The organism is Achromobacter veterisilvae (assembly GCF_037619525.1).
GTDB lineage: Bacteria > Pseudomonadota > Gammaproteobacteria > Burkholderiales > Burkholderiaceae_B > Achromobacter > Achromobacter veterisilvae.
This window is the reverse complement of the sequence record NZ_CP148753.1, coordinates 2,515,268-2,534,207: the sequence shown is the minus strand read 5'-3', so window position 1 is coordinate 2,534,207 and position 18,940 is coordinate 2,515,268. Positions and strand designations below refer to the sequence as shown.

Sequence of the window (18,940 nt, the reverse complement as noted above, 5' to 3'; positions counted from 1 at the left end):
CAGATTGTACGAAATACCGCGGCTCCGCCCCCGGTTATCAGGGGGATTTCAACGATGGATCGCAATGTGTAATATCTTGTGAACGCCCACTAGCCGCTGGTTCTTGTCACTGTTACATTTCCGGCCATGAATACGCAAAACACCACCCCCACCCGAAAAATCCTCGTCGTCGACGATGATCCGCGCTTGCGCGATCTGCTGCGCCGGTATTTGTCCGAGCAGGGATTCAACGTTTTCGTCGCCGAAGACGCCAAAGAGATGGGCAAACTCTGGCAACGCGAGCACTTCGACCTGCTCGTGCTGGATCTGATGCTGCCTGGCGAAGATGGCCTGTCCATCTGCCGCCGGCTGCGCGGTGGCCACGACAATACTCCCATCATCATGCTGACGGCCAAGGCGGAAGAGATCGACCGCATCGTCGGCCTGGAGATGGGCGCGGACGATTACCTGTCCAAGCCGTTCAACCCCCGGGAACTGCTGGCGCGGATCAACGCGATCCTGCGCCGCCGCGGCACCGAGGAACACCCCGGCGCCCCCAGCCAGGAGAACGAATCCATCGCCTTCGGCCCCTATGTGCTGAACCTGTCCACCCGCACGCTCACGCGCAACGGGGAACAGGTGCCCATCACCACGGGCGAATTCTCGGTGCTCAAGGTGTTCGCACGCCACCCCAAGATCCCGCTGTCGCGCGACAAGCTCATGGAACTGGCCCGCGGCCGCGAATACGAAGCCTTCGATCGCAGCCTCGACGTCCAGATCTCGCGCCTGCGCAAGCTGATCGAACCCAATCCGTCCAAGCCCGTATTCATCCAGACCGTCTGGGGTCTGGGATACGTGTTCGTGCCGGACGGTGGCAGTTGACCGGCTCGCCCGCCCCGGGCAGGAGCGCAGCTTCGTGCCCCGCTTGCGCAGAACCTTCAGGAACCTGACATCACGACTGCGGCTCGGCTTGTTCGGCCGCACGTTCCTGTTGCTCGCCGCGCTGATGCTCGTCAGCCTGGGCGCGTGGCTACAAGTCTTTTTCAGCATGGAGCTGGGCCCGCGCGCCAATCAAATGGCGCAGCGGGTGATCACGGCCGTCAATATCACGCGCACGGCGCTGATCTACTCGCATAACGACGAGCGCAGCAAGCTCCTGCTGGACCTGGCCACCAACGAAGGGATCCAGGTCTATCCGCGCGAAGTGACCGACTTCGCCGAAGCCCTCCCCGACGACGACTACTGGCAACGCGTCGCCCAGCACATCCGCACGCGCTTCGGCCCGGAGACGCAGATCGCCTGGGGCGTGAACCAGGTGCCCGGCTTCTGGGTCAGTTTCCAGATAGAAAAAGACCTCTACTGGCTGGTGTTCGAACGCGAGCAGATCGGACTGACCGGCGGGATCGAATGGCTGGGCTGGGGCGCCACGGCGCTGCTGCTGTCCCTGGTGGGGGCCGCGGTCAGCGTGGGCTTCGTCAACCGGCCGCTGTCGCGGCTGGCGCGGGCCGCCCAGGTGCTGTCGCGCGGCGAGACGCCCGCCGCCCTGCCCGAGCAGGGGCCGCTGGAGATCCGCGACCTGAACGCATCCTTCAACCGCATGGCCAAGGACCTCCGGCAGGCCGAGGCCGACCGGGAACTGATGCTGGCGGGGATTTCGCACGACCTGCGCACGCCGCTGGCGCGCATGCGGCTGGAAATCGAACTGAGCGGCGTCTCCGAGGACGCCCGCCAGGCCATCGACGAAGACCTGGGCCAGATCGACCACAGCATCGGGCAGTTGATGGAATACGCGCGCCCCGCCGGCACGCTGCCGCAACTGGCCACGGACATTTCCGCGGTCCTGGCCGAACTCTACGAACGCGAACGCAGCCACACCGCTTCGGTGGGCGGAGAACTGGAAGCCTCGCTGGAGCCGGGCCTGCGCGCCCGCATCACCGCGCTGGACCTCAAGCGCATCGTCAGCAACCTGATCGAGAACGCCCGCCGCTACGGACGCTCCACCGACGGCATGGCGCATCTGGTCATGACACTGCAAGCTGACGGCGCCATGATCGCGATCGAGGTGTCCGATCGCGGACCCGGCATCGCCCCCGAGGACGTCGACCGCCTGCTGCGGCCCTTCTCGCGCGGGGAAGCGGCGCGCACCGGCGTCAGCGGCGCGGGGCTGGGCCTGGCCATCGTCGAACGCCTGCTCAAGCACGTCGGCGGCTCTTTGCGCATGCTTCCCCGAGAGGGCGGCGGCCTGACCGCCAGGATAGAGTTACCCAAAGCTCGATTTAGGAATTATCAATTAGACAACGATAATCCATAGCGTAGAATTTATGGTTTGAGGCACAGCCTTAATTCCACCAACAACTGGGAGTAAACATGAAAACTGTTGGCGACAAACTCGAGCCCTTCAAGGTCACCGGCGTCAAGCCCGGCTTCAACCAGCACGAAGAAAACGGCGTGTCGGCGTTTGAAGACATCACCGAAAGCTCGTTCCCCGGCAAGTGGAAGGTGATCTACTTCTACCCGAAAGACTTCACGTTTGTGTGCCCGACCGAAATCGTCGGCTTCAACAAGCTGGCCAAGGATTTCGAAGACCGCGACGCCGTCCTGCTGGGCGGTTCGAGCGACAACGAATTCGTCAAGCTGGCCTGGCGCCGTGAGCACCCGGACCTGAACAAGCTGGGCCACTATCAGTTCGGCGACACCACCGGCGCCCTGATCGACCAACTGGGCGTGCGTGAAAAGGGCGCTGGCGTTGCCCTGCGCGCCACGTTCATCGTCGATCCGGACAACACGATCCAGCACGTTTCGGTGAACAACCTGAACGTCGGCCGTAACCCGGAAGAAGTCCTGCGTCTGCTCGACGGTCTGCAAACCGACGAGCTGTGCCCGTGCAACCGTACGGTTGGCGGCGCCACGCTGTAATTTCCAGCCCGGCCAGGGGCCTGCCCAGCAGGTCCCGCGCTGGGCTTTAACTGCTCTAGATTATAGGTAAAAACTATGGAATTTCTTACGACCATTAAGGAACAGCTACCGGATTGGGCCAAGGACATCCGCCTGAATCTGGACGCCGTGATCGCCCGCTCGACGCTGGCCCCCGAGGACGCCGTCGGCACCGCCCTGTCGGCCGCCTACGCCGCGCGCAGCCCGGCGCTGGTCGAAGCCTTCAAGAGCGGCTTGTCGGAAGCCGACGCCAACGCCGCCCTGACCGCTTCGGCCCTCATGGGCATGAACAACACCTGGTATCCCTACGTGGAAATGACCGGCGACGCCCAATTGAAGAGCCTGCCGGCGCAACTGCGCATGAACGCCTACGCCACCCACGGCGGCGTGGAGAAGAAGCGCTTCGAACTGTTCGCGCTGGCGGCGTCGATCATCGGCAAGTGCCATTTCTGCGTGGCCTCGCACTACGAAAACCTGAAGAACGACGGCCTGTCGACCGAACAACTGCGCGACGCCGGCCGCATCGCCGCTGTCGTCAACGCCGCCGCCCTGGCGCTGGCGGCGCAGGGTAAATCCTAATACCGCGCGTGTCAGACACCTTCGGTGTCTGACACCGCCCGTATTCTTTCACGCGTGCCAGACGCCCTAAGTGCCTGGCACCATTGCTATCCCGCTTTCGCCAGCAACGCGACCACCGTCGCCGCGATCCCTTCTTTCCTTCCCAGGTACCCCAGGCTTTCGTTCGTCTTGGCCTTGATGTTGATATCGGTTTCGGCCAGCCCCGTGTCGGCCGCGATGTTCTTCACCATGGCCGGCGCGTGCGGGCCGATCTTGGGGGCCTGCGCATGCACCGTCGCGTCGATGTTCACCGGGGCCCAGCCGGCCTTGCGCACGCGGGCCATCGCCTCGCGCAGCAGCACGCGGCTGTCGGCGCCCTTGAAGGCCGGGTCGGTATCGGGGAAGTGGCGGCCGATGTCGCCCAGGCCGGCGGCGCCCAGCAGCGCGTCGGTGACCGCGTGCAGCAGCACGTCCGCGTCGGAATGGCCCAGCAGGCCGTGTGTATGGGGGATCGTGACGCCGCCGATGATCAGCGGGCGGCCCTCGACCAGCGCATGCACGTCGAAGCCCTGCCCGACGCGAAAGGGAATGCTCATAGCCATTTTTCCATCAGTTCGAAATCATCCGGCCACGTCACCTTGAAATTGCGCATGGCGCCGGGAACGAGCAGCGGCGCGTAGCCGGCCGCCTCGATGGCCGACGCCTCGTCGGTGACGGCCGCGCCGCTCACGGAGGCCGCCGTCAGCGCGTCGCGCAGCACGCCGGCCCGGAACATCTGCGGGGTCTGCGCCAGCCACAAGCCATTGCGGTCGAGCGTGCGTTCCACGCGCTCATGACCCGCCTTGACCGTATCCGCCACCGGCAGGGCCAGCAGGCCGCCCACGGGATCCGCCAGGCAGGCGTCGATCAGGCGGCCCAGCGCGTCGGCGGGCAGGCCCGGCCGCGCCGCGTCGTGCACCAGTACCCAGGCATCGTCGGCGACGCCGCTTTCAGCCAGCGCGCCGGCCACGGTATCGGCGCGCGTCGCGCCGCCGCAGGCCCGCCACACCGTGCGGGGCAGCCCGGCCAGCGCCGCGTCCACCCAGCCGTCACCCGGCGTCACGGCCACGCGCACTTGGGATACCCGCTCATCGGCCAGCAGCGCGCTTACCGCGTGGCGCAGCATGGGCTGTCCGGACAGCGGACGGTATTGCTTGGGAACGGTCTCGTGCCCGGGCCGGCTGGCGCGGGCGCCGACGCCCGCGGCGGGCACGATTGCAATGATGGAGGCAGACATGGTGCGGTGATTTTATAATCTTCCGCTTGATGCCTGCTGCCAGCCTGATGCCCGCCCCCTCTATCCCCGCCACAGCCGCGCCCTCCGTCCCCGCGACGGCCCCCACCCTGTCCGCGCTCAAACCGGGCGCGCGCTATGCGCAACCGAGGCCTCCGGGCTCGGGCGACGCCTGGCTGCTGGCCGACCTGGCGCGCCAGGCGTCGGCGCCGCTGGTCGTCCTGACGGCCGAGCCGCTCGAGGCCCAGCGCCTGGCGGAAGAAATCCAGCTATTCGCCCCCGGCCTGCGCGTGCGCCAGCTTCCGGACTGGGAAACCCTGCCCTACGACGCGTTCTCGCCGCACCAGGACCTGATTTCGGAACGCCTGCACACGCTGCATTCGCTCATGACGAAGTCGGTGGACGTGCTGACGGTGCCGATCACGACCGCGCTGTACCGCCTGGCCCCGCCCTCGTTCCTGGCGGCCTACACCTTTTCCTTCAAGCAGAAGGACAAGCTGAACGAAGCGGCGCTGCGCGCCCAGTTGACGCTGGCCAACTACAACCACGTCACCCAGGTGACGGCGCCCGGTGAATTCTGCCTGCGCGGCGGGCTGATCGACCTGTTCCCGATGGGGTCGGCGCTGCCTTACCGCCTGGACCTGTTCGACGACGAAATCGAAACCATCCGCAGCTTCGACGTGGATACGCAGCGCAGCCTGTATCCGGTGCGCGAGGTGCAGTTGCTGCCCGGCCGCGAATTCCCGATGGACGAGGATTCGCGCACCCGCTTCCGCGCCCGCTTCCGCGAAGTCTTCGAAGGCGACCCGTCGCGCGCGCTGCCCTACAAGGACATCGGCAACGGCATCCCGTTCGCCGGAGTCGAATACTATCTGCCGCTCTTCTTCGAGGAAACGGCCACCCTGTTCGACTACCTGACGGACGGCACGGTCACCGTCACCGTCGGCGACATCGACGATGCGATCCAGCGCTTCAACCAGGACACCGCCAGCCGCTACGGCTTCCTCAAGAGCGACCGCGAACGCCCGGTCCTGCCGCCGTCTTCGCTGTTCCTGGACAGCGAGGCGCTCTATTCCCGCCTGAAGGCCTTCCGCCGGCTGTCGCTGGCCGCCGGCCAGCCCCATCCCGATTTCCGCGCCGCCCCCGACGTCAGCGTGGCCCGGCGGTCCGAGGACCCCATCGCCAAGCTGCGCGCGCTGGTGCAGACGGGCCGCACGCGCGTGCTGCTGTGCGCGGATTCCGCGGGCCGGCGCGAAACGCTGGTGCAGATGCTGAACGAATTCGGCGTCACGCCGGACGCGCAGCCCGACGCCATCGAGGCCTTCCTGGCCTCGGACGCGCATTTCGGCATCGTCGCGGCGCCCCTGTCCACCGGCTTCGAGCTGCCCCAGGCCAACCTGGCCTTCCTGACCGAGAACGACCTGTACCCGGGCCTGGCCACGACCGGCCGCCGCGGCAAGCGCGACCAGGAACGCGCCAGCAACGTCGAAGCGATGGTGCGCGACCTGTCCGAACTGCGGGAGGGCGACCCCGTCGTCCACGCGCAGCACGGGATCGGCCGCTACCATGGCCTGGTCAACATGGACATGGGCGAAGGCGGGATGGAGTTCCTCCATCTGGAATACGCCAACGGCAGCACGCTGTACGTGCCCGTCTCGCAACTGCACGTGATCGCCCGCTACAGCGGCGCCGACCCGGAAGCCGCGCCCCTGCACCAGTTGGGCTCCGGCCAGTGGGACAAGGCGCGCCGCAAGGCCGCCAAACAGGTGCGCGACACCGCCGCCGAACTGCTGGCCCTGTATGCCCAGCGCGCCGCGCGCGAAGGCTTTGCCTTCAACCTGCCGCTGAATGACTACCAGGCGTTCGCCGAGGGCTTCGGCTTCGAAGAAACGGTCGACCAGGCGGCCGCCATCGAGGCCGTCATCGCCGACATGACTTCCGGCCGCCCCATGGACCGCCTGGTGTGCGGCGACGTGGGCTTCGGCAAGACGGAAGTCGCCCTGCGCGCCGCCTTCCTGGCCGTGGCCAACGGCAAGCAGGTCGCCCTGCTCTGCCCCACCACGCTGCTGGCCGAACAACATGCGCAGACCTTCTCCGACCGCTTCGCCGACTGGCCGGTGCGCGTCGTGGAACTGTCGCGCTTCCGCTCGGCCAAGGAAGTGGCCGCCGCCATCGAAGGCATCAACGACGGCCGGGTCGACATCGTCATCGGCACCCACAAGATCCTGTCCAAGGACGTGAAGTTCAAGCGCCTGGGCCTGGTCATCATCGACGAGGAACACCGCTTCGGCGTGCGCCAGAAAGAGGCGCTGAAGGCGCTGCGCGCCGAGGTCGACGTGTTGACGCTGACCGCCACGCCCATTCCGCGCACCCTGGGCATGTCGCTGGAGGGCATCCGCGACTTCTCCGTCATCGCCACCGCCCCGCAAAAGCGCCTGGCCATCAAAACCTTCGTGCGGCGCGAGGACGGCAGCACCCTGCGCGAGGCCCTGTTACGCGAACTCAAGCGTGGCGGCCAGTGCTATTTCCTGCACAACGAGGTCGAAACCATCCACAACCGCCGCGCCCGCCTCGAAGAGCTGGTGCCCGAGGCTCGCATCGCGGTGGCCCACGGCCAGATGCCCGAACGCGAGCTGGAACAGGTGATGAAGGGCTTCTACCAGCAGCGCTACAACGTGCTGCTGTGCACCACCATCATCGAGACGGGCATCGACGTGCCCAGCGCCAACACCATCGTGATCCACCGGGCCGACCGCTTCGGGCTGGCCCAGTTGCACCAGCTTCGCGGCCGCGTCGGCCGGTCCCACCACCAGGCCTACGCCTACCTGCTGACGCCTGGCGAAGACGCCATCACCAATAACGCCAAGAAGCGCCTCGAAGCCATCCAGGCCATGGAGGAACTGGGCTCGGGCTTCTACCTCGCCATGCACGACCTGGAAATCCGGGGAACGGGCGAAGTGCTGGGGGATTCGCAGTCGGGCAACATCCAGGAAGTGGGTTTCTCGATGTACAACGAGATGCTCAACGAGGCGGTGCGCGCCTTGCGCGCCGGCGAAGAGCCCGACCTCGACGCCCCCTTCAACCTGGCCTGCGAAGTCAACCTGCACGCGCCCGCCCTGCTGCCTTCGGACTATTGCGCCGACGTGCACGCCCGCCTGGGCATCTACAAGCGCCTGGCGCACGCCGCCGACGAAGACGACCTGATCCGCATCCAGGAAGAACTGATCGACCGTTTCGGCAAGCTGCCGGAAGCCGCGCAGACGCTGCTCGCCACGCACCGCCTGCGTCTGGCCGCCCAGCCCCTGGGCATCGTCAAAATCGACGCCAGCGAAACGCAGGCGCTGCTGCAATTCGGCCCCAAGACCTCCGTCGATCCCGCCCGCATCATCGAGCTCGTGCAGCGCCAGCGCCACATCAAACTCGCCGGACAGGATAAATTGCGGGTTGAGATCAAGGCCGCGCAGGTTCCGGCCCGCGCCGACGCCGTGCGCGCCGTGCTGCGCGCCTTGAAGTAACCGCACCCATTACTCACATTTTTATGACTACCCATCATCTTGTCGTCCAATCCCCGGGCCTGAGCGCCGAACATGCGGAACAACTGGCGGCCCTGGCCCAGGCGCAGGGCATCGCGCGCATCAGCGCCACCGCGGCCCGCCTGCTCGACGTGCAGCACGATGGCGAGACCCGCGCCGAAGTCGTGGGCTGGGCCGAACGCCACGGCGTCGACGCAGCCTTCCTGCCCGCGGGCCTGAAACTGTCGGCCTGCAAAGTGCTGGCCATGGACATGGACTCCACGCTGATCAACATCGAATGCATCGACGAGATCGCGGGCGTGGTCGGCGTGAAAGACAAGGTGTCCGAAATCACCGAGGCCGCGATGCGGGGTGAAATCAAGGACTTCTCCGAGAGCCTGCGCCGCCGCGTCGCCCTGCTGGAGGGCGTGCCCGCCGACGCGCTGGAACGGGTGTACGCGGAAAAACTGCGCCTGAACCCGGGCGCCGAACGGCTGATCTCCACGGCCCAGGCCGTCGGCATCAAGGTGCTGCTCGTCTCCGGCGGCTTCACGTTCTTCACGGACCGCCTGCGCGAACGGCTGAACCTGGACAGCGCGCACGCCAACACCCTGGAAATCTCCAACGGCGTGCTGACCGGCAAGGTGGTCGGCGACATCCTGGACGCCGACGCCAAGGCGGTGCACCTGCGCGAATTCGCCCGCCAGCACGGCGCCACCAAGGAACAGATCATCGCCATGGGTGACGGCGCCAACGACCTGAAAATGCTGGGCGCGGCGGGCTTCCCCGTGGCCTACCACGCCAAACCGCTGGTGCGCCAGCAGACGCGCTACGCGCTCAACGTGTCCGGGCTGGACGGCGTGCTCAACTGGTTCGAAAGCTGAGCGGCAGTTTTCTGGTGGCTGACACCCACGGTTCCGGTGTCTGACACCCTTATGACGAGGCGCGACAAACTTGAAGCACCCTGCACGGGTGTCTGACACCCGCGAGAAATGCGCTTCAGCTTGCACGGACGTCTCATCGGGTGTCAGACACCTGCGAGGCGGTCCAACACCCGCGAACCGCCCTCCCCCAAGTGTCCGACACCCTTATGACGAGGCGCGACAAGCTTGAAGCACCCTGCACGGGTGTCTGACACCCACGAGAAATACGCTTCAACTTGCACGGACGTCTCATCGGGTGTCAGACACCTGCGAGGCGGTCCAACACCCGCGAACCGCCCTCCCCCAAGTGTCCGACACCCTTATGACGAGGCGCGACAAGCTTGAAGCACCCTGCACGGGTGTCTGACACCCACGAGAAATGCGCTTCAACTTGCACGGACGTCTCATCGGGTGTCAGACACCTGCGAGGCGGTCTAACACCCGCGAACCGCCCTCCCCCAAGTGTCCGACACCCTTATGACGAGGCGCGACAAGCTTGAAGCACCCTGCACGGGTGTCTGACACCCACGAGAAATGCGCTTCAACTTGCGCGGGCGTCTCATCGGGTGTCAGACACCTGCGAGGCGGTCCAACACCCGCGAACCGCCCTCCCCCAAGTGTCCGACACCCTTATGACGAGGCGCGGCAAGCTTGAAGCGCCCTGCACAGGTGTCTGACACCCTCCCGGCAGAAAGAAAAAAGCCACCTCGCGGTGGCTTTTTCCATTCCCGGGACCGGGATCAGTAGCGCATGCGCAGCGACAGCAGCGCGGCGCGGCCGGTGCCCAGCGCGGCATAGTGCGCGGCATAGGCCTTGGTGTAGTACGTTTCGTCGAAGATGTTCAGCACGTTCAACTGGGCCGACACATTTTCGTTGAACTCGTAGGCCGCCATGGCATCGAAGCGCCAGTACGAGGGCACCCAACGCGTCTTCGGCGTGCCGTCGGCGTTCTTCGCCGAGTCCGAATTGCCGTACACCTTGTCCACGTAGTAGGCGCCGCCGCCCACCGTCAGCTTGGGCAGCACCTTGTAGGTGGTCCACAGGCTGAAGGCGTTGCGCGGGGTGTTGGGCAGGTCCTGGCCAACGGCGCCGCTATTGAACGCGCCCTTGGTCAGTTCGCTGTTCATGAAGGTGTAGCCGCCGAACACGTTCCACCTGGGCGTGATGCTGCCCGAGAAACCCAGTTCGATACCGCGCACCTTGGCCTCGCCGACCTGTTCGGTCTCGGTCGCCGACACGGCCACGCTGGTGTTCTTGCGGATGTCCTGGAACGCGGCCGCCGACAGCGTCAGGCGGTCATCGAACACCTGCCACTTCGTGCCCACTTCGACCGTGCGGCTCTTTTCCGGCTCGAGCGACTGGCTCGTCAACGTGGCGGCGTCGCTGACCGCGCTGGACGCGATGGCCGACGGCGTCGACGACGTGCCGTAGGTGGCGTAGATCGTGCCGTTGGGCATGGGCTTGTAGGCCACGCCGACCTGGTAGTTGAAGAGATTGTCCTCGCGGCTGGTGCTGTAGATCGCCGGCGCGCTGGCCGGATCGTTGCGGCCGCGCGCAATGTTGCTGCCGCTGGTGCGGTAGTTGTCCCAGCGCAGGCCCAGGCTGGCCTGCCACTGCTCGTTGAACTTGATGGTGTCGAAGCCGTAGACCGCCACGGTATCGGTGTTGTAGCGCGCCGGATTGCCGTTGCGCTGCAGGGAGCCCGGATAGGAGACGTGGGGATCCGGATCCCACAGCGACGCGCACATGGTCGAGACCTGGGTGCAATTGCCGTTGGTCGGAACGCCCGACTCGGTATAGCCGTCCTTGTCCTGCTTGATGTTGCTGTACTCGAAGCCCAGGTCGAACGAGTGCTTCAGACTGCCGGTCTCGAACTCGCCGGTCAGGTCGGTCTGGCTGGCGAAGGTCTTGGTGACGTAATAGCCCGACTTGAGCGCGCGGTACACCAGGCCCTTGGGCACGTTGCCCTTGCTGTCGTCCGGATTGGTCGCGGCGAAGTCGGTCGTGCCGCGGCCATAGCGCAGCACGCTGCGCAGTTGCAGCTTGTCGGAGAAGTCGTGCTGGAGATCGACGGAGGCGACGTCGTCGCGCGTCTTCATGAAGTCGCGGCCGGTCAGGCCGTAGAAGCTCTTGCGGCTCACGCCCATGGTCTCCGTCACCGGCTGACCCGTCTTCGGGTCATACGGGATGGAGTAGTCGGGCATGCTGTCGTCTTGGTAGTGGTAGTAGCTCAGCGTAATGCGCGTCGGCGTGCCCACGCCCAGCGTCAGCGACGGCGCCACGCCCCAGCGTTCGAAATCCACCGCATTGTCGCGGCCCGGCACGTCGCCCTTGGTGCCCATCACGTTCAGGCGGAAGGCGGCCTTTTCGTCCAGGCGCCAGTTGCTGTCGATCGTGGCGCGGTAGTTGTTGTCCGTGCCGATCTGGACGGTGCCTTCCGTGAAGTCCGCGGCCTTGGGCGTCTTGCTGATCATATTGATGCTGCCGCCCGCGCCGCCGCGGCCCGAGTACACGGAGTCCGGGCCCTTGATCACTTCCACCTCTTCCAGGTTGAAGGTATCGCGCACCTGCGTGCTGGAGTCGCGGATACCGTCCAGGAAGATGCTGCCCGCCGAGTTCTGGCCGCGGATGATGGGCAGGTCGCCGCCGGGGCGTCCGCCCTCGCCGGCGCCGAAGGTAATGCCCGGCGAGTTGCGCAGCACGTCCTGCAGCGTGGACGCCGACTGGTCCTGGATCACCTGCTTCGGCACCACCTGCACGGTGCGCGGGGTGTCCAGCAGGGGCGCGGTCATCTTCGGCGACGGCACCGTCGTGGTCTGGTAGGAAGACCCCTCGCCTTCCACGCGCACCGGCGAAAGCTGTGTCACGCCATCCGCGGACTGGGCGGAGGCATACGGACTGATGAACAGCGCGGGAACTGCGATGGCGGCGGCCAGGGAGGTAGTGAGCGTATTCAGCGAATACGAGTCTTGGGGCTTCAAACCGGCTTCTCCAATTCTAAATAGCAACGATTCTTGTTTTTTTCAACGTTTGCGATTCTGAACCGGGCCGCTGAATGAAACCTGAATGCAATGTACAAATTCATCTAAAAGATGAAAAAACAACATTCGGCACGGGTTTTATGCGGGTTATCGCTGCCTTCTGCGCGGCAGGGTCGGACCCTTAAACCGGTTCCAATGTCTGACGAAAATCTGAATATCGTTCGATTTGGAGCGAAGCATTGCGGCAGCGCCCCGCCTTTCCCGAAAGGCCGCGCCGCATCCGCCTGGCGCGCGTCCCTCGGCCGCGGGAACACGGCCCAGGCGCATGCAAACGGCCGCTGGACGAACTTCCTTAATGGGCCGGCACATTCCCATGTCCACAAAAAAAAACGCCCCACAGGGCGTTTTTCACAGGGGACGGATTCAGGTCCGCAGGCGGGGATGCCGCTTGAACAGATACCGGTACACGAACCCCGGATAGGCCAGCACCAGGTACAGGCTCAGCGTGATCGCGTAGAACTCCCAAGTCTGGGAAAACCGGTTGCCCAGCGCGGATTCGAAAGCGAAACCCAGCGCGCCGACGATGGCATAGAACACCAGCACTTCGATCAGGCGGACCCAGAACGGCTTGACCGCGGCCGCCCCGCCCTGTTTCCAGGGCAGGATGGCGAACACCCGCTCCGTCAGGAACGGGAGATTCGCGCTGACCAGGGCCAGCGCGATCAGCAGCCATACCGCCAGTGTCTGGTTCATGGCTCCGGTTTCCGCCTACAGGCTCAGCGAGCTGCGGATGGCCTGCACGCACAGGGCCATCAGGCCGCCGGGCAGTATGCCCAGGATCAGGATCAGGGCGCCGTTGATCGACAGCACGCCGCGCTGGCCGCAGGTGGCCACCATCGGCGCGGCATCGGCCGCCGGTTCGTCGAAGTACACGACCTTGACCACGCGCAGGTAGTAGAACGCGCCGATCAGCGAGAACAGCACCGCGATCACGGCCAGCGTGACGTGGCCGGCGCTGATCAGCGCCTGCAGCACCGCCAGCTTGGCGTAGAAGCCCACCAGCGGCGGGATGCCGGCCAGCGAGAACATCAGCAGCAGCACGATGGCGGCATGCCACGGGCTGCGGCGGTTCAGGCCCTTCAGGTCGTCGATGTGCTCGCACTCGAAGCCCTGGCGCGACAGCAGCAGGACGATGCCGAAGCTGGCCAGCGTGGTCAGCACATAGGTCAGCATGTAGAACAGCGACGCGCCGTAGGCGGCGGAAGACAGGTCCGGCTTGCCCTCGACCGAGCCCGACATCAGGCCCAGCAGCACGAAGCCCATGTGCGAGATGGTCGAATAGGCCAGCATGCGCTTGAAGTTGGTCTGCGCGATGGCGGTCAGGTTGCCGATGGCCAGCGACAGCACCGCCAGGATCATCAGCATCGGCTGCCAGTCGGCGGCCAGGCCGTGCAGGCCGTCCACCAGCAGGCGCAACGTGATGGCGAAGGCGGCCAGCTTGGGCGCGGCGCCCAGGATCAGGGTCACGGCGGTGGGCGAACCCTGGTAGACGTCGGGCACCCACATGTGGAACGGCACGGCGCCGAGCTTGAACGCCAGGCCGGAGACCAGGAACACGATGCCGAACACCAGCGCCAGCTTCTCGGCCTTGCCCGCGGCGATGACCTTGGCGACTTCGCCCAGGTCCAGGTGGCCGGTGGCGCCGTAGACCATGGACATGCCGTACAGCAGGAAGCCCGAGGCCAGCGCGCCCAGCACGAAGTACTTCATGGCGGCTTCGGTGGCCACGACGTTGTCGCGGCGCAGCGCGATCAGCGCGTACAGCGCCAGCGACATCAGCTCCAGGCCCAGGTAGATCGAGATCAGGTTCCCGGAGGAGATCATGACCATCTGGCCCAGCAGGGCGAACAGCGTCAGCACGTAGAGCTCGCCGCCCCGGAGCATGTCGCGCACTTGCGCGTAGACGCGGCCATACACCAGGGTCGCGGCCACCGCGATGTACGACGCGATCTTCAGCAGGTGCGACAGCTCGTCGGTGACGTACAGGCCGTTGAAGGTCGACCCGACCACGCCATTCTTCCATTGCAGCGCCGACACGACGGTCAGTACGCCCAACGCGAGCATGGTCAGCAGGAACGTCGGCTTGCGCTCGGGGTGATTGCTGACCGCGTCGACGAGCAGGATAGCCAGGCCGAAAACCAGCAAGAGGATTTCCGGTGTCGCCAGGGCGAAATCGATTTGGGATTGCATCATTGTCTTGTCTTACAGTTTCGAGACGGCAACGTGTTGCAGCAGGGCCTCCACCGAAACGTGCATGACGTCGGTGAAGGGCTTGGGATAGATCCCCATGTACAACACGGCGATCGCCATCGCGCCAAGAATCACGAACTCGCGGCGGTTGATATCGGTCAGTTCGCGCACATGGTCATTGGCGACGTCGCCCAGGACCACGCGCTTGACCATCCACAGCGAGTACGAGGCGCCCAGGATCAGGGCGGTCGCCGCCAGCAGGCCGATCCAGAAATTATGCTCGACCGCGCCCATGATCACCATGAACTCGCCGACGAAACCGCTGGTGGCCGGCAGGCCGCTGTTGGCCATCGAGAACAGGATGAAGAACGTGGCGAAGCGCGGCATCACGTTGACCACGCCGCCGTAGTCGGCGATGCGGCGCGAGTGCATGCGGTCGTAGAGTACGCCGATACACATGAACATGGCGCCCGACACGAAGCCGTGGGAGATCATCTGCACGATGGCGCCTTCGACGCCGGCCGTGTTGAAGATGAAGAAGCCCAGCGTCACGAAACCCATGTGGGCGACCGACGAATAGGCCACCAGTTTCTTCATGTCGTCCTGGACGATCGCGACCAGGCCGATGTAGATCACGGCGATCAGCGACAGCGCGATCATCATGCCCGCCAGGCTGTGCGAGGCGTCGGGGGCGATCGGCAGCGAGAAGCGCAGGAAACCGTAGGCGCCCAGCTTCAGCATGATCGCGGCCAGCACGATGGAGCCGCCCGTGGGCGCCTCGACGTGGGCATCCGGCAACCACGTGTGGACCGGCCACATCGGCACCTTGACCGCGAAGGCCGCCAGCAGCGCCACGAAGATCAGGATCTGCGGGGTGTAGCCCAGCTTGGTCTGCTGCCAGGTCAGGATGTCGAACGAACCGCCCGAAGCGTTCCACAGGTACACGAACGCGACCAGCGTCAGGAGCGAGCCCATCAGGGTGTACAGGAAGAACTTGAAGGCTGCATACACGCGGTTCGGGCCGCCCCAGACGCCGATGATGATGTACATCGGGATCAGCGTGGCTTCGAAGAACACGTAGAACAGCATGCCGTCCAGCGCGCAGAACACGCCGACCATCAGGCCCGACAGGATCAGGAAGGCGGCCATGTACTGGGCGACGCGGCTGGTGATGACTTCCCAGCCGGCCAGCACCACGATGATCGTGATGAAGGCGGTCAGGAGCACGAACCACATCGAGATGCCGTCGATGCCCAGGTGGTAATTGACGTTGAAGGCCTCGATCCAGGACGCCTTCTCCACGAACTGCATGGCGGCCGTGGAGGAATCGAAACCGGTATAGAGCGGGATCGTGACGAGGAAACCGGCGATCGAGCCGACGAGCGACAGGCCGCGCGTCAGGCCGGGACGGTCGTCACGGCCCACCGCCAGCACCAGCAGGCCGAATACGATCGGAACGAAGATCGCAAGCGTGAGCCAGGGGAAAGTGTTGGATGCCATCTCGCTTGCCATCATTGGGGAATCAGCACAAAGAAAGTCACCAGCGCCATGATGCCGATGATCATCGCGAACGCGTAGTGATAGATGAAGCCGGACTGCAGGTGGCGGCTGACCGCTGCCACCCAGCCCACCACACGGGCGCTGCCGTTGATCAGCAGGCCGTCGATGATGCCGCGGTCGCCGGTCTGCCACAGGCCACGGCCCAGGCAGCGCAGGCCGCGGGCGATGATCTGCTCGTTGACCCAATCCACGTAGTACTTGTTTTCAAGCACCTTGTTGACGCCGGACAGGCTGGACTTGATCGCGGCCGGGACCTTGGGATTGATCAGGTAGCAGTACCAGGCGATGACGGCGCCGGCCACGACCAGCCAGAACGGAGCCGTCTGGAAGGCGTGCAGGCCGAAGGCGACCCAGCCGTGCCATTCTTCGTGCAGTTCGTGCATGGCGGGATGCTGCGGCAGCACCTTGATGACGCCGTCGAAGAACTTGCCGAACAGCATCGGGTCGACCACCCAGGCGCCGATGACGACCGACGGGATCGCCAGCAGCACCAGCGGCAGCGTGACCACCCAGGGCGATTCATGCGGCTTGCCGCCATGATGGCCGTGGCCGTCGGGCTCTTCGTCGACGTCGGCCGCATGGTGATGGTGGTCATGGCCGTGGTCGCCGGTGTCGAAGCGTTCCTTGCCGTGGAAGACCAGGAAATACACGCGGAACGAGTACAGCGAGGTCACGAACACGCCGATCAGCGTCGCGTAGTAGGCGAAGGTCGCGCCCCAGACGTTGGCGGCGCCGGCGGCCTCGATGATGTGTTCCTTCGAGTAGAAGCCCGAGAAGAACGGAGTGCCGACGAGCGCCAGCGTGCCCAGCAGGAAGGTGATCCAGGTGATGGGCATGTACTTGCGCAGGCCGCCCATGTTGCGGATGTCCTGGTCGTGGTGCATGCCGATGATGACCGAGCCCGCGCCCAGGAACAGCAGCGCCTTGAAGAAGGCATGGGTCATCAGGTGGAAGATCGCCACCGAGTAGGCCGACGCGCCCAGCGCGACCGTCATGTAGCCCAGTTGCGACAGCGTGGAATACGCGACGACGCGCTTGATGTCGTTCTGGATGATGCCCAGGATGCCCAGGAACAGCGCGCCGATGGCGCCGATCACGATGATGAAGGACAGCGCGGTGTCCGACAGTTCGAACAGCGGCGAAAAACGCGCGACCATGAAGATGCCGGCCGTCACCATGGTGGCGGCGTGGATCAGCGCGGAGATCGGGGTCGGGCCTTCCATCGAGTCGGGCAGCCAGGCGTGCAGCGGAACCTGGGCCGATTTGCCCATGGCGCCGATGAACAGGCAGATGCAGGCGACCGTCAGCAGCATCCAGTCCGAGCCGGGCAGCGTAAGGGCGGCCAGCTTGTCGGCCTGGGCGAAGACTTCGCCGTAGTGCATCGTGCCGGCGTAAGCGAACAGCAGGCCGATGCCCAGCACGAAGCCGAAGTCGCCGACGCGGTTGATCAGGAACGCCTTCATGTTGGCGAAGATCGCCGTGGGCCGCGTGTACCAGAAGCCGATCAGCAGGTACGACACCAGGCCCACCGCTTCCCAGCCGAAGAACAACTGCACCATGTTGTTCGACATCACCAGCATCAGCATGGAGAACGTGAACAGCGAAATGTACGAGAAGAAGCGCTGGTAGCCGGGATCGTCGGCCATGTAGCCGATGGTGTAGATGTGCACCATCAGCGACACCGAGGTGACCACGACCATCATCATGGCGGACAGCGGGTCGATCAGGAAGCCGATTTCCAGCTTGGTCTGGCCGATCAGGCTCCAGGTGTAGACCGCGCCGTCGAAGCGCAGGCCGTTGAGCACGTCGTTCAGCACCACCACCGAACCGATGGTGGAGATGAGCACGCCCAGGATCGTGATCACGTGCGACGCGCGGCGGCCGATCGGGCGGCCCAGGAACCCGGTGCCGAAGAGGCCCGCGAGAATCGCCCCGGCCAGCGGCGCCAGCGCGATGAGCAAATAGAGGTTGGGTGAGCTAGACATTTTCTTCCAATACCCCGTCAGCCCTTCAGGCGATCGAGATCATCGACGTTGATCGTGTTCAGGTTGCGGAACAGCAGCACCAGGATGGCCAGGCCGATCGCCGCCTCGGCGGCGGCCACGGTCAGGATGAAGAACACGAACACCTGGCCGGCGGTGTCGCCGAACCAACTGGAGAACGCCACGAAGTTCATGTTGACGGCCAGGAGCACCAGCTCGATGGACATCAGGAGAATGATCAGGTTGCGGCGGTTCAGGAAGATGCCGAAGATTCCGATGGCGAACAGGATCGCCCCCAGGATCAGGTAATGGGCCAGCGTCAGCGTCATTTTTGTTCTCCTTGGGGCGCGGCGGCGGACGAGGCACCGATCTGCGACTGGGCGCGCTCGCTCTGGGCGGGCATGCTCACCAGGCGGAAACGGTCCTTGGCGCGCACGCGGACGGCGGCGACGGGGTCGTTGTACTTGGCGTCGCGGCGGCGGCGCAGGGTCAGCGCGATGGCGGCGACCATGCCCACCAGCAGCAGCGCGGCGCCCACTTCAATCGCGTAGATGTACTGGGTGTACATGGCTTCGCCCAGCGCGCGGGCGTTGTTGTAGTCGCCGGCGACCGGGGCTTGCGGGCCGGAGCCGTACCAGGTCGAGCCCAGCACGAAGGCCATTTCCAGCACCATGACCAGGCCGATCACCAGGCCCAGCGGCAGGTAGGTCTTCATGCCCTGGCGCAGCGCATCCATGCGGATGTCCAGCATCATGACGACGAAGAGGAAAAGCACCATCACGGCGCCCACGTACACCAGCACGAGCAGCAGCGCGAGGAATTCGGCGCCCAGCAGCATCCACAGCATGGCCGCGTTGACGAACGCCAGGATCAGGTGCAGGACGGCGGTGACCGGACTGCGCGCGGTGATCACGCGGAAGGCCGCGATCACCAGCACGGCGGCCAGTATGTAAAACAGGACAGTGGTAAAAGTCATGGATCAGACCCT

General features: G+C 65.2%; 15 protein-coding genes. 6 read left to right on the top strand and 9 right to left on the bottom strand.

Translation table 11 applies throughout. From position 1 onward, the window contains the following. Window positions 1-126 precede the first annotated feature (126 nt). From ompR to WHX56_RS11675, 4 genes are all read left to right on the top strand, one after another. Entirely contained in the window at window positions 127-861 is a 735-nt protein-coding gene (ompR, locus tag WHX56_RS11690) for a two-component system response regulator OmpR (protein WP_003813882.1), read from the top strand. A gap of 34 nt (window positions 862-895) precedes the next feature. Beyond that, window positions 896-2,290, top strand: a complete 1,395-nt coding sequence (locus WHX56_RS11685) for an ATP-binding protein (protein ID WP_165360257.1) — start codon at window positions 896-898, stop codon at window positions 2,288-2,290. 56 nt (window positions 2,291-2,346) lie between these two features. After that, window positions 2,347-2,895: a peroxiredoxin gene (locus tag WHX56_RS11680; RefSeq protein ID WP_006389231.1), complete on the top strand. Its 549-nt coding sequence runs from the start codon at window positions 2,347-2,349 to the stop codon at window positions 2,893-2,895. Window positions 2,896-2,970: 75 nt separating this feature from the next. After that, a complete protein-coding gene (locus WHX56_RS11675) occupies window positions 2,971-3,492 on the top strand; it encodes a carboxymuconolactone decarboxylase family protein (RefSeq protein ID WP_338881278.1) in 522 nt (173 codons plus the stop codon). Window positions 3,493-3,578: 86 nt separating this feature from the next. Here WHX56_RS11675 and ispF read toward each other — a convergent pair whose 3' ends face one another. Both ispF and ispD read right to left on the bottom strand, forming a co-directional pair. Then, on the bottom strand, window positions 3,579-4,067 hold the full coding sequence (gene ispF, locus WHX56_RS11670) for a 2-C-methyl-D-erythritol 2,4-cyclodiphosphate synthase (RefSeq protein WP_287755260.1): 489 nt from the start codon (window positions 4,065-4,067) through the stop codon (window positions 3,579-3,581). Next, window positions 4,064-4,747 carry a 2-C-methyl-D-erythritol 4-phosphate cytidylyltransferase gene (gene ispD, locus WHX56_RS11665; RefSeq protein ID WP_338881277.1) on the bottom strand — a complete coding sequence of 228 codons (684 nt, stop codon included), beginning with the start codon at window positions 4,745-4,747 and terminating at the stop codon, window positions 4,064-4,066. Before ispD ends, ispF begins: the two co-directional genes overlap by 4 nt. A 29-nt stretch (window positions 4,748-4,776) precedes the next feature. Between ispD and mfd the strand changes: the two genes are divergently transcribed. Then, window positions 4,777-8,259, top strand: coding sequence for a transcription-repair coupling factor (mfd, locus tag WHX56_RS11660; RefSeq protein WP_422393645.1), 3,483 nt, complete (start codon window positions 4,777-4,779; stop codon window positions 8,257-8,259). Between the two features lie 23 nt (window positions 8,260-8,282). Then, on the top strand, window positions 8,283-9,140 hold the full coding sequence (gene serB / locus WHX56_RS11655) for a phosphoserine phosphatase SerB (RefSeq protein ID WP_338881275.1): 858 nt from the start codon (window positions 8,283-8,285) through the stop codon (window positions 9,138-9,140). A gap of 779 nt (window positions 9,141-9,919) precedes the next feature. Here serB and WHX56_RS11650 read toward each other — a convergent pair. From WHX56_RS11650 to WHX56_RS11620, 7 genes are all read right to left on the bottom strand, one after another. Next, window positions 9,920-12,160, bottom strand: coding sequence for a TonB-dependent receptor (locus WHX56_RS11650; protein ID WP_287755263.1), 2,241 nt, complete (start codon window positions 12,158-12,160; stop codon window positions 9,920-9,922). A gap of 423 nt (window positions 12,161-12,583) precedes the next feature. Beyond that, window positions 12,584-12,913, bottom strand: a complete 330-nt coding sequence (locus tag WHX56_RS11645) for a DUF2818 family protein (protein WP_287755264.1) — start codon at window positions 12,911-12,913, stop codon at window positions 12,584-12,586. A 15-nt stretch (window positions 12,914-12,928) separates the two neighbouring features. Beyond that, window positions 12,929-14,413, bottom strand: coding sequence for an NADH-quinone oxidoreductase subunit NuoN (gene nuoN, locus WHX56_RS11640; protein ID WP_129242868.1), 1,485 nt, complete (start codon window positions 14,411-14,413; stop codon window positions 12,929-12,931). A 9-nt stretch (window positions 14,414-14,422) separates the two neighbouring features. Beyond that, the gene (locus WHX56_RS11635) at window positions 14,423-15,925 is read right to left on the bottom strand and encodes an NADH-quinone oxidoreductase subunit M (RefSeq protein ID WP_129242870.1); all 1,503 of its coding nucleotides are present in this window, start codon (window positions 15,923-15,925) and stop codon (window positions 14,423-14,425) included. Further along, window positions 15,922-17,955, bottom strand: coding sequence for an NADH-quinone oxidoreductase subunit L (gene nuoL, locus WHX56_RS11630; RefSeq protein WP_129242872.1), 2,034 nt, complete (start codon window positions 17,953-17,955; stop codon window positions 15,922-15,924). Before nuoL ends, WHX56_RS11635 begins: the two co-directional genes overlap by 4 nt. 17 nt (window positions 17,956-17,972) lie before the next feature. Then, the gene (gene nuoK, locus WHX56_RS11625; RefSeq protein ID WP_025137065.1) at window positions 17,973-18,281 is read right to left on the bottom strand and encodes an NADH-quinone oxidoreductase subunit NuoK; all 309 of its coding nucleotides are present in this window, start codon (window positions 18,279-18,281) and stop codon (window positions 17,973-17,975) included. Next, the gene (locus WHX56_RS11620) at window positions 18,278-18,928 is read right to left on the bottom strand and encodes an NADH-quinone oxidoreductase subunit J (protein WP_287755266.1); all 651 of its coding nucleotides are present in this window, start codon (window positions 18,926-18,928) and stop codon (window positions 18,278-18,280) included. Before WHX56_RS11620 ends, nuoK begins: the two co-directional genes overlap by 4 nt. Between the last annotated feature and the right edge of the window lie 12 nt (window positions 18,929-18,940).

Coding starts and splice junctions, on each gene's coding strand:
- serB (WP_338881275.1), top strand. CDS start 8,283: ATGACTACCCATCATCTTGTCGTCCAATCCCCGGGCCTGAGCGCCGAA.
- mfd (WP_422393645.1), top strand. CDS start 4,777: ATGCCTGCTGCCAGCCTGATGCCCGCCCCCTCTATCCCCGCCACAGCC.
- WHX56_RS11645 (WP_287755264.1), bottom strand. CDS start 12,913: ATGAACCAGACACTGGCGGTATGGCTGCTGATCGCGCTGGCCCTGGTC.
- nuoL (WP_129242872.1), bottom strand. CDS start 17,955: ATGTCTAGCTCACCCAACCTCTATTTGCTCATCGCGCTGGCGCCGCTG.
- ompR (WP_003813882.1), top strand. CDS start 127: ATGAATACGCAAAACACCACCCCCACCCGAAAAATCCTCGTCGTCGAC.
- WHX56_RS11675 (WP_338881278.1), top strand. CDS start 2,971: ATGGAATTTCTTACGACCATTAAGGAACAGCTACCGGATTGGGCCAAG.
- ispF (WP_287755260.1), bottom strand. CDS start 4,067: ATGAGCATTCCCTTTCGCGTCGGGCAGGGCTTCGACGTGCATGCGCTG.
- WHX56_RS11620 (WP_287755266.1), bottom strand. CDS start 18,928: ATGACTTTTACCACTGTCCTGTTTTACATACTGGCCGCCGTGCTGGTG.
- WHX56_RS11635 (WP_129242870.1), bottom strand. CDS start 15,925: ATGATGGCAAGCGAGATGGCATCCAACACTTTCCCCTGGCTCACGCTT.
- nuoK (WP_025137065.1), bottom strand. CDS start 18,281: ATGACGCTGACGCTGGCCCATTACCTGATCCTGGGGGCGATCCTGTTC.
- WHX56_RS11680 (WP_006389231.1), top strand. CDS start 2,347: ATGAAAACTGTTGGCGACAAACTCGAGCCCTTCAAGGTCACCGGCGTC.
- ispD (WP_338881277.1), bottom strand. CDS start 4,747: ATGTCTGCCTCCATCATTGCAATCGTGCCCGCCGCGGGCGTCGGCGCC.
- nuoN (WP_129242868.1), bottom strand. CDS start 14,413: ATGATGCAATCCCAAATCGATTTCGCCCTGGCGACACCGGAAATCCTC.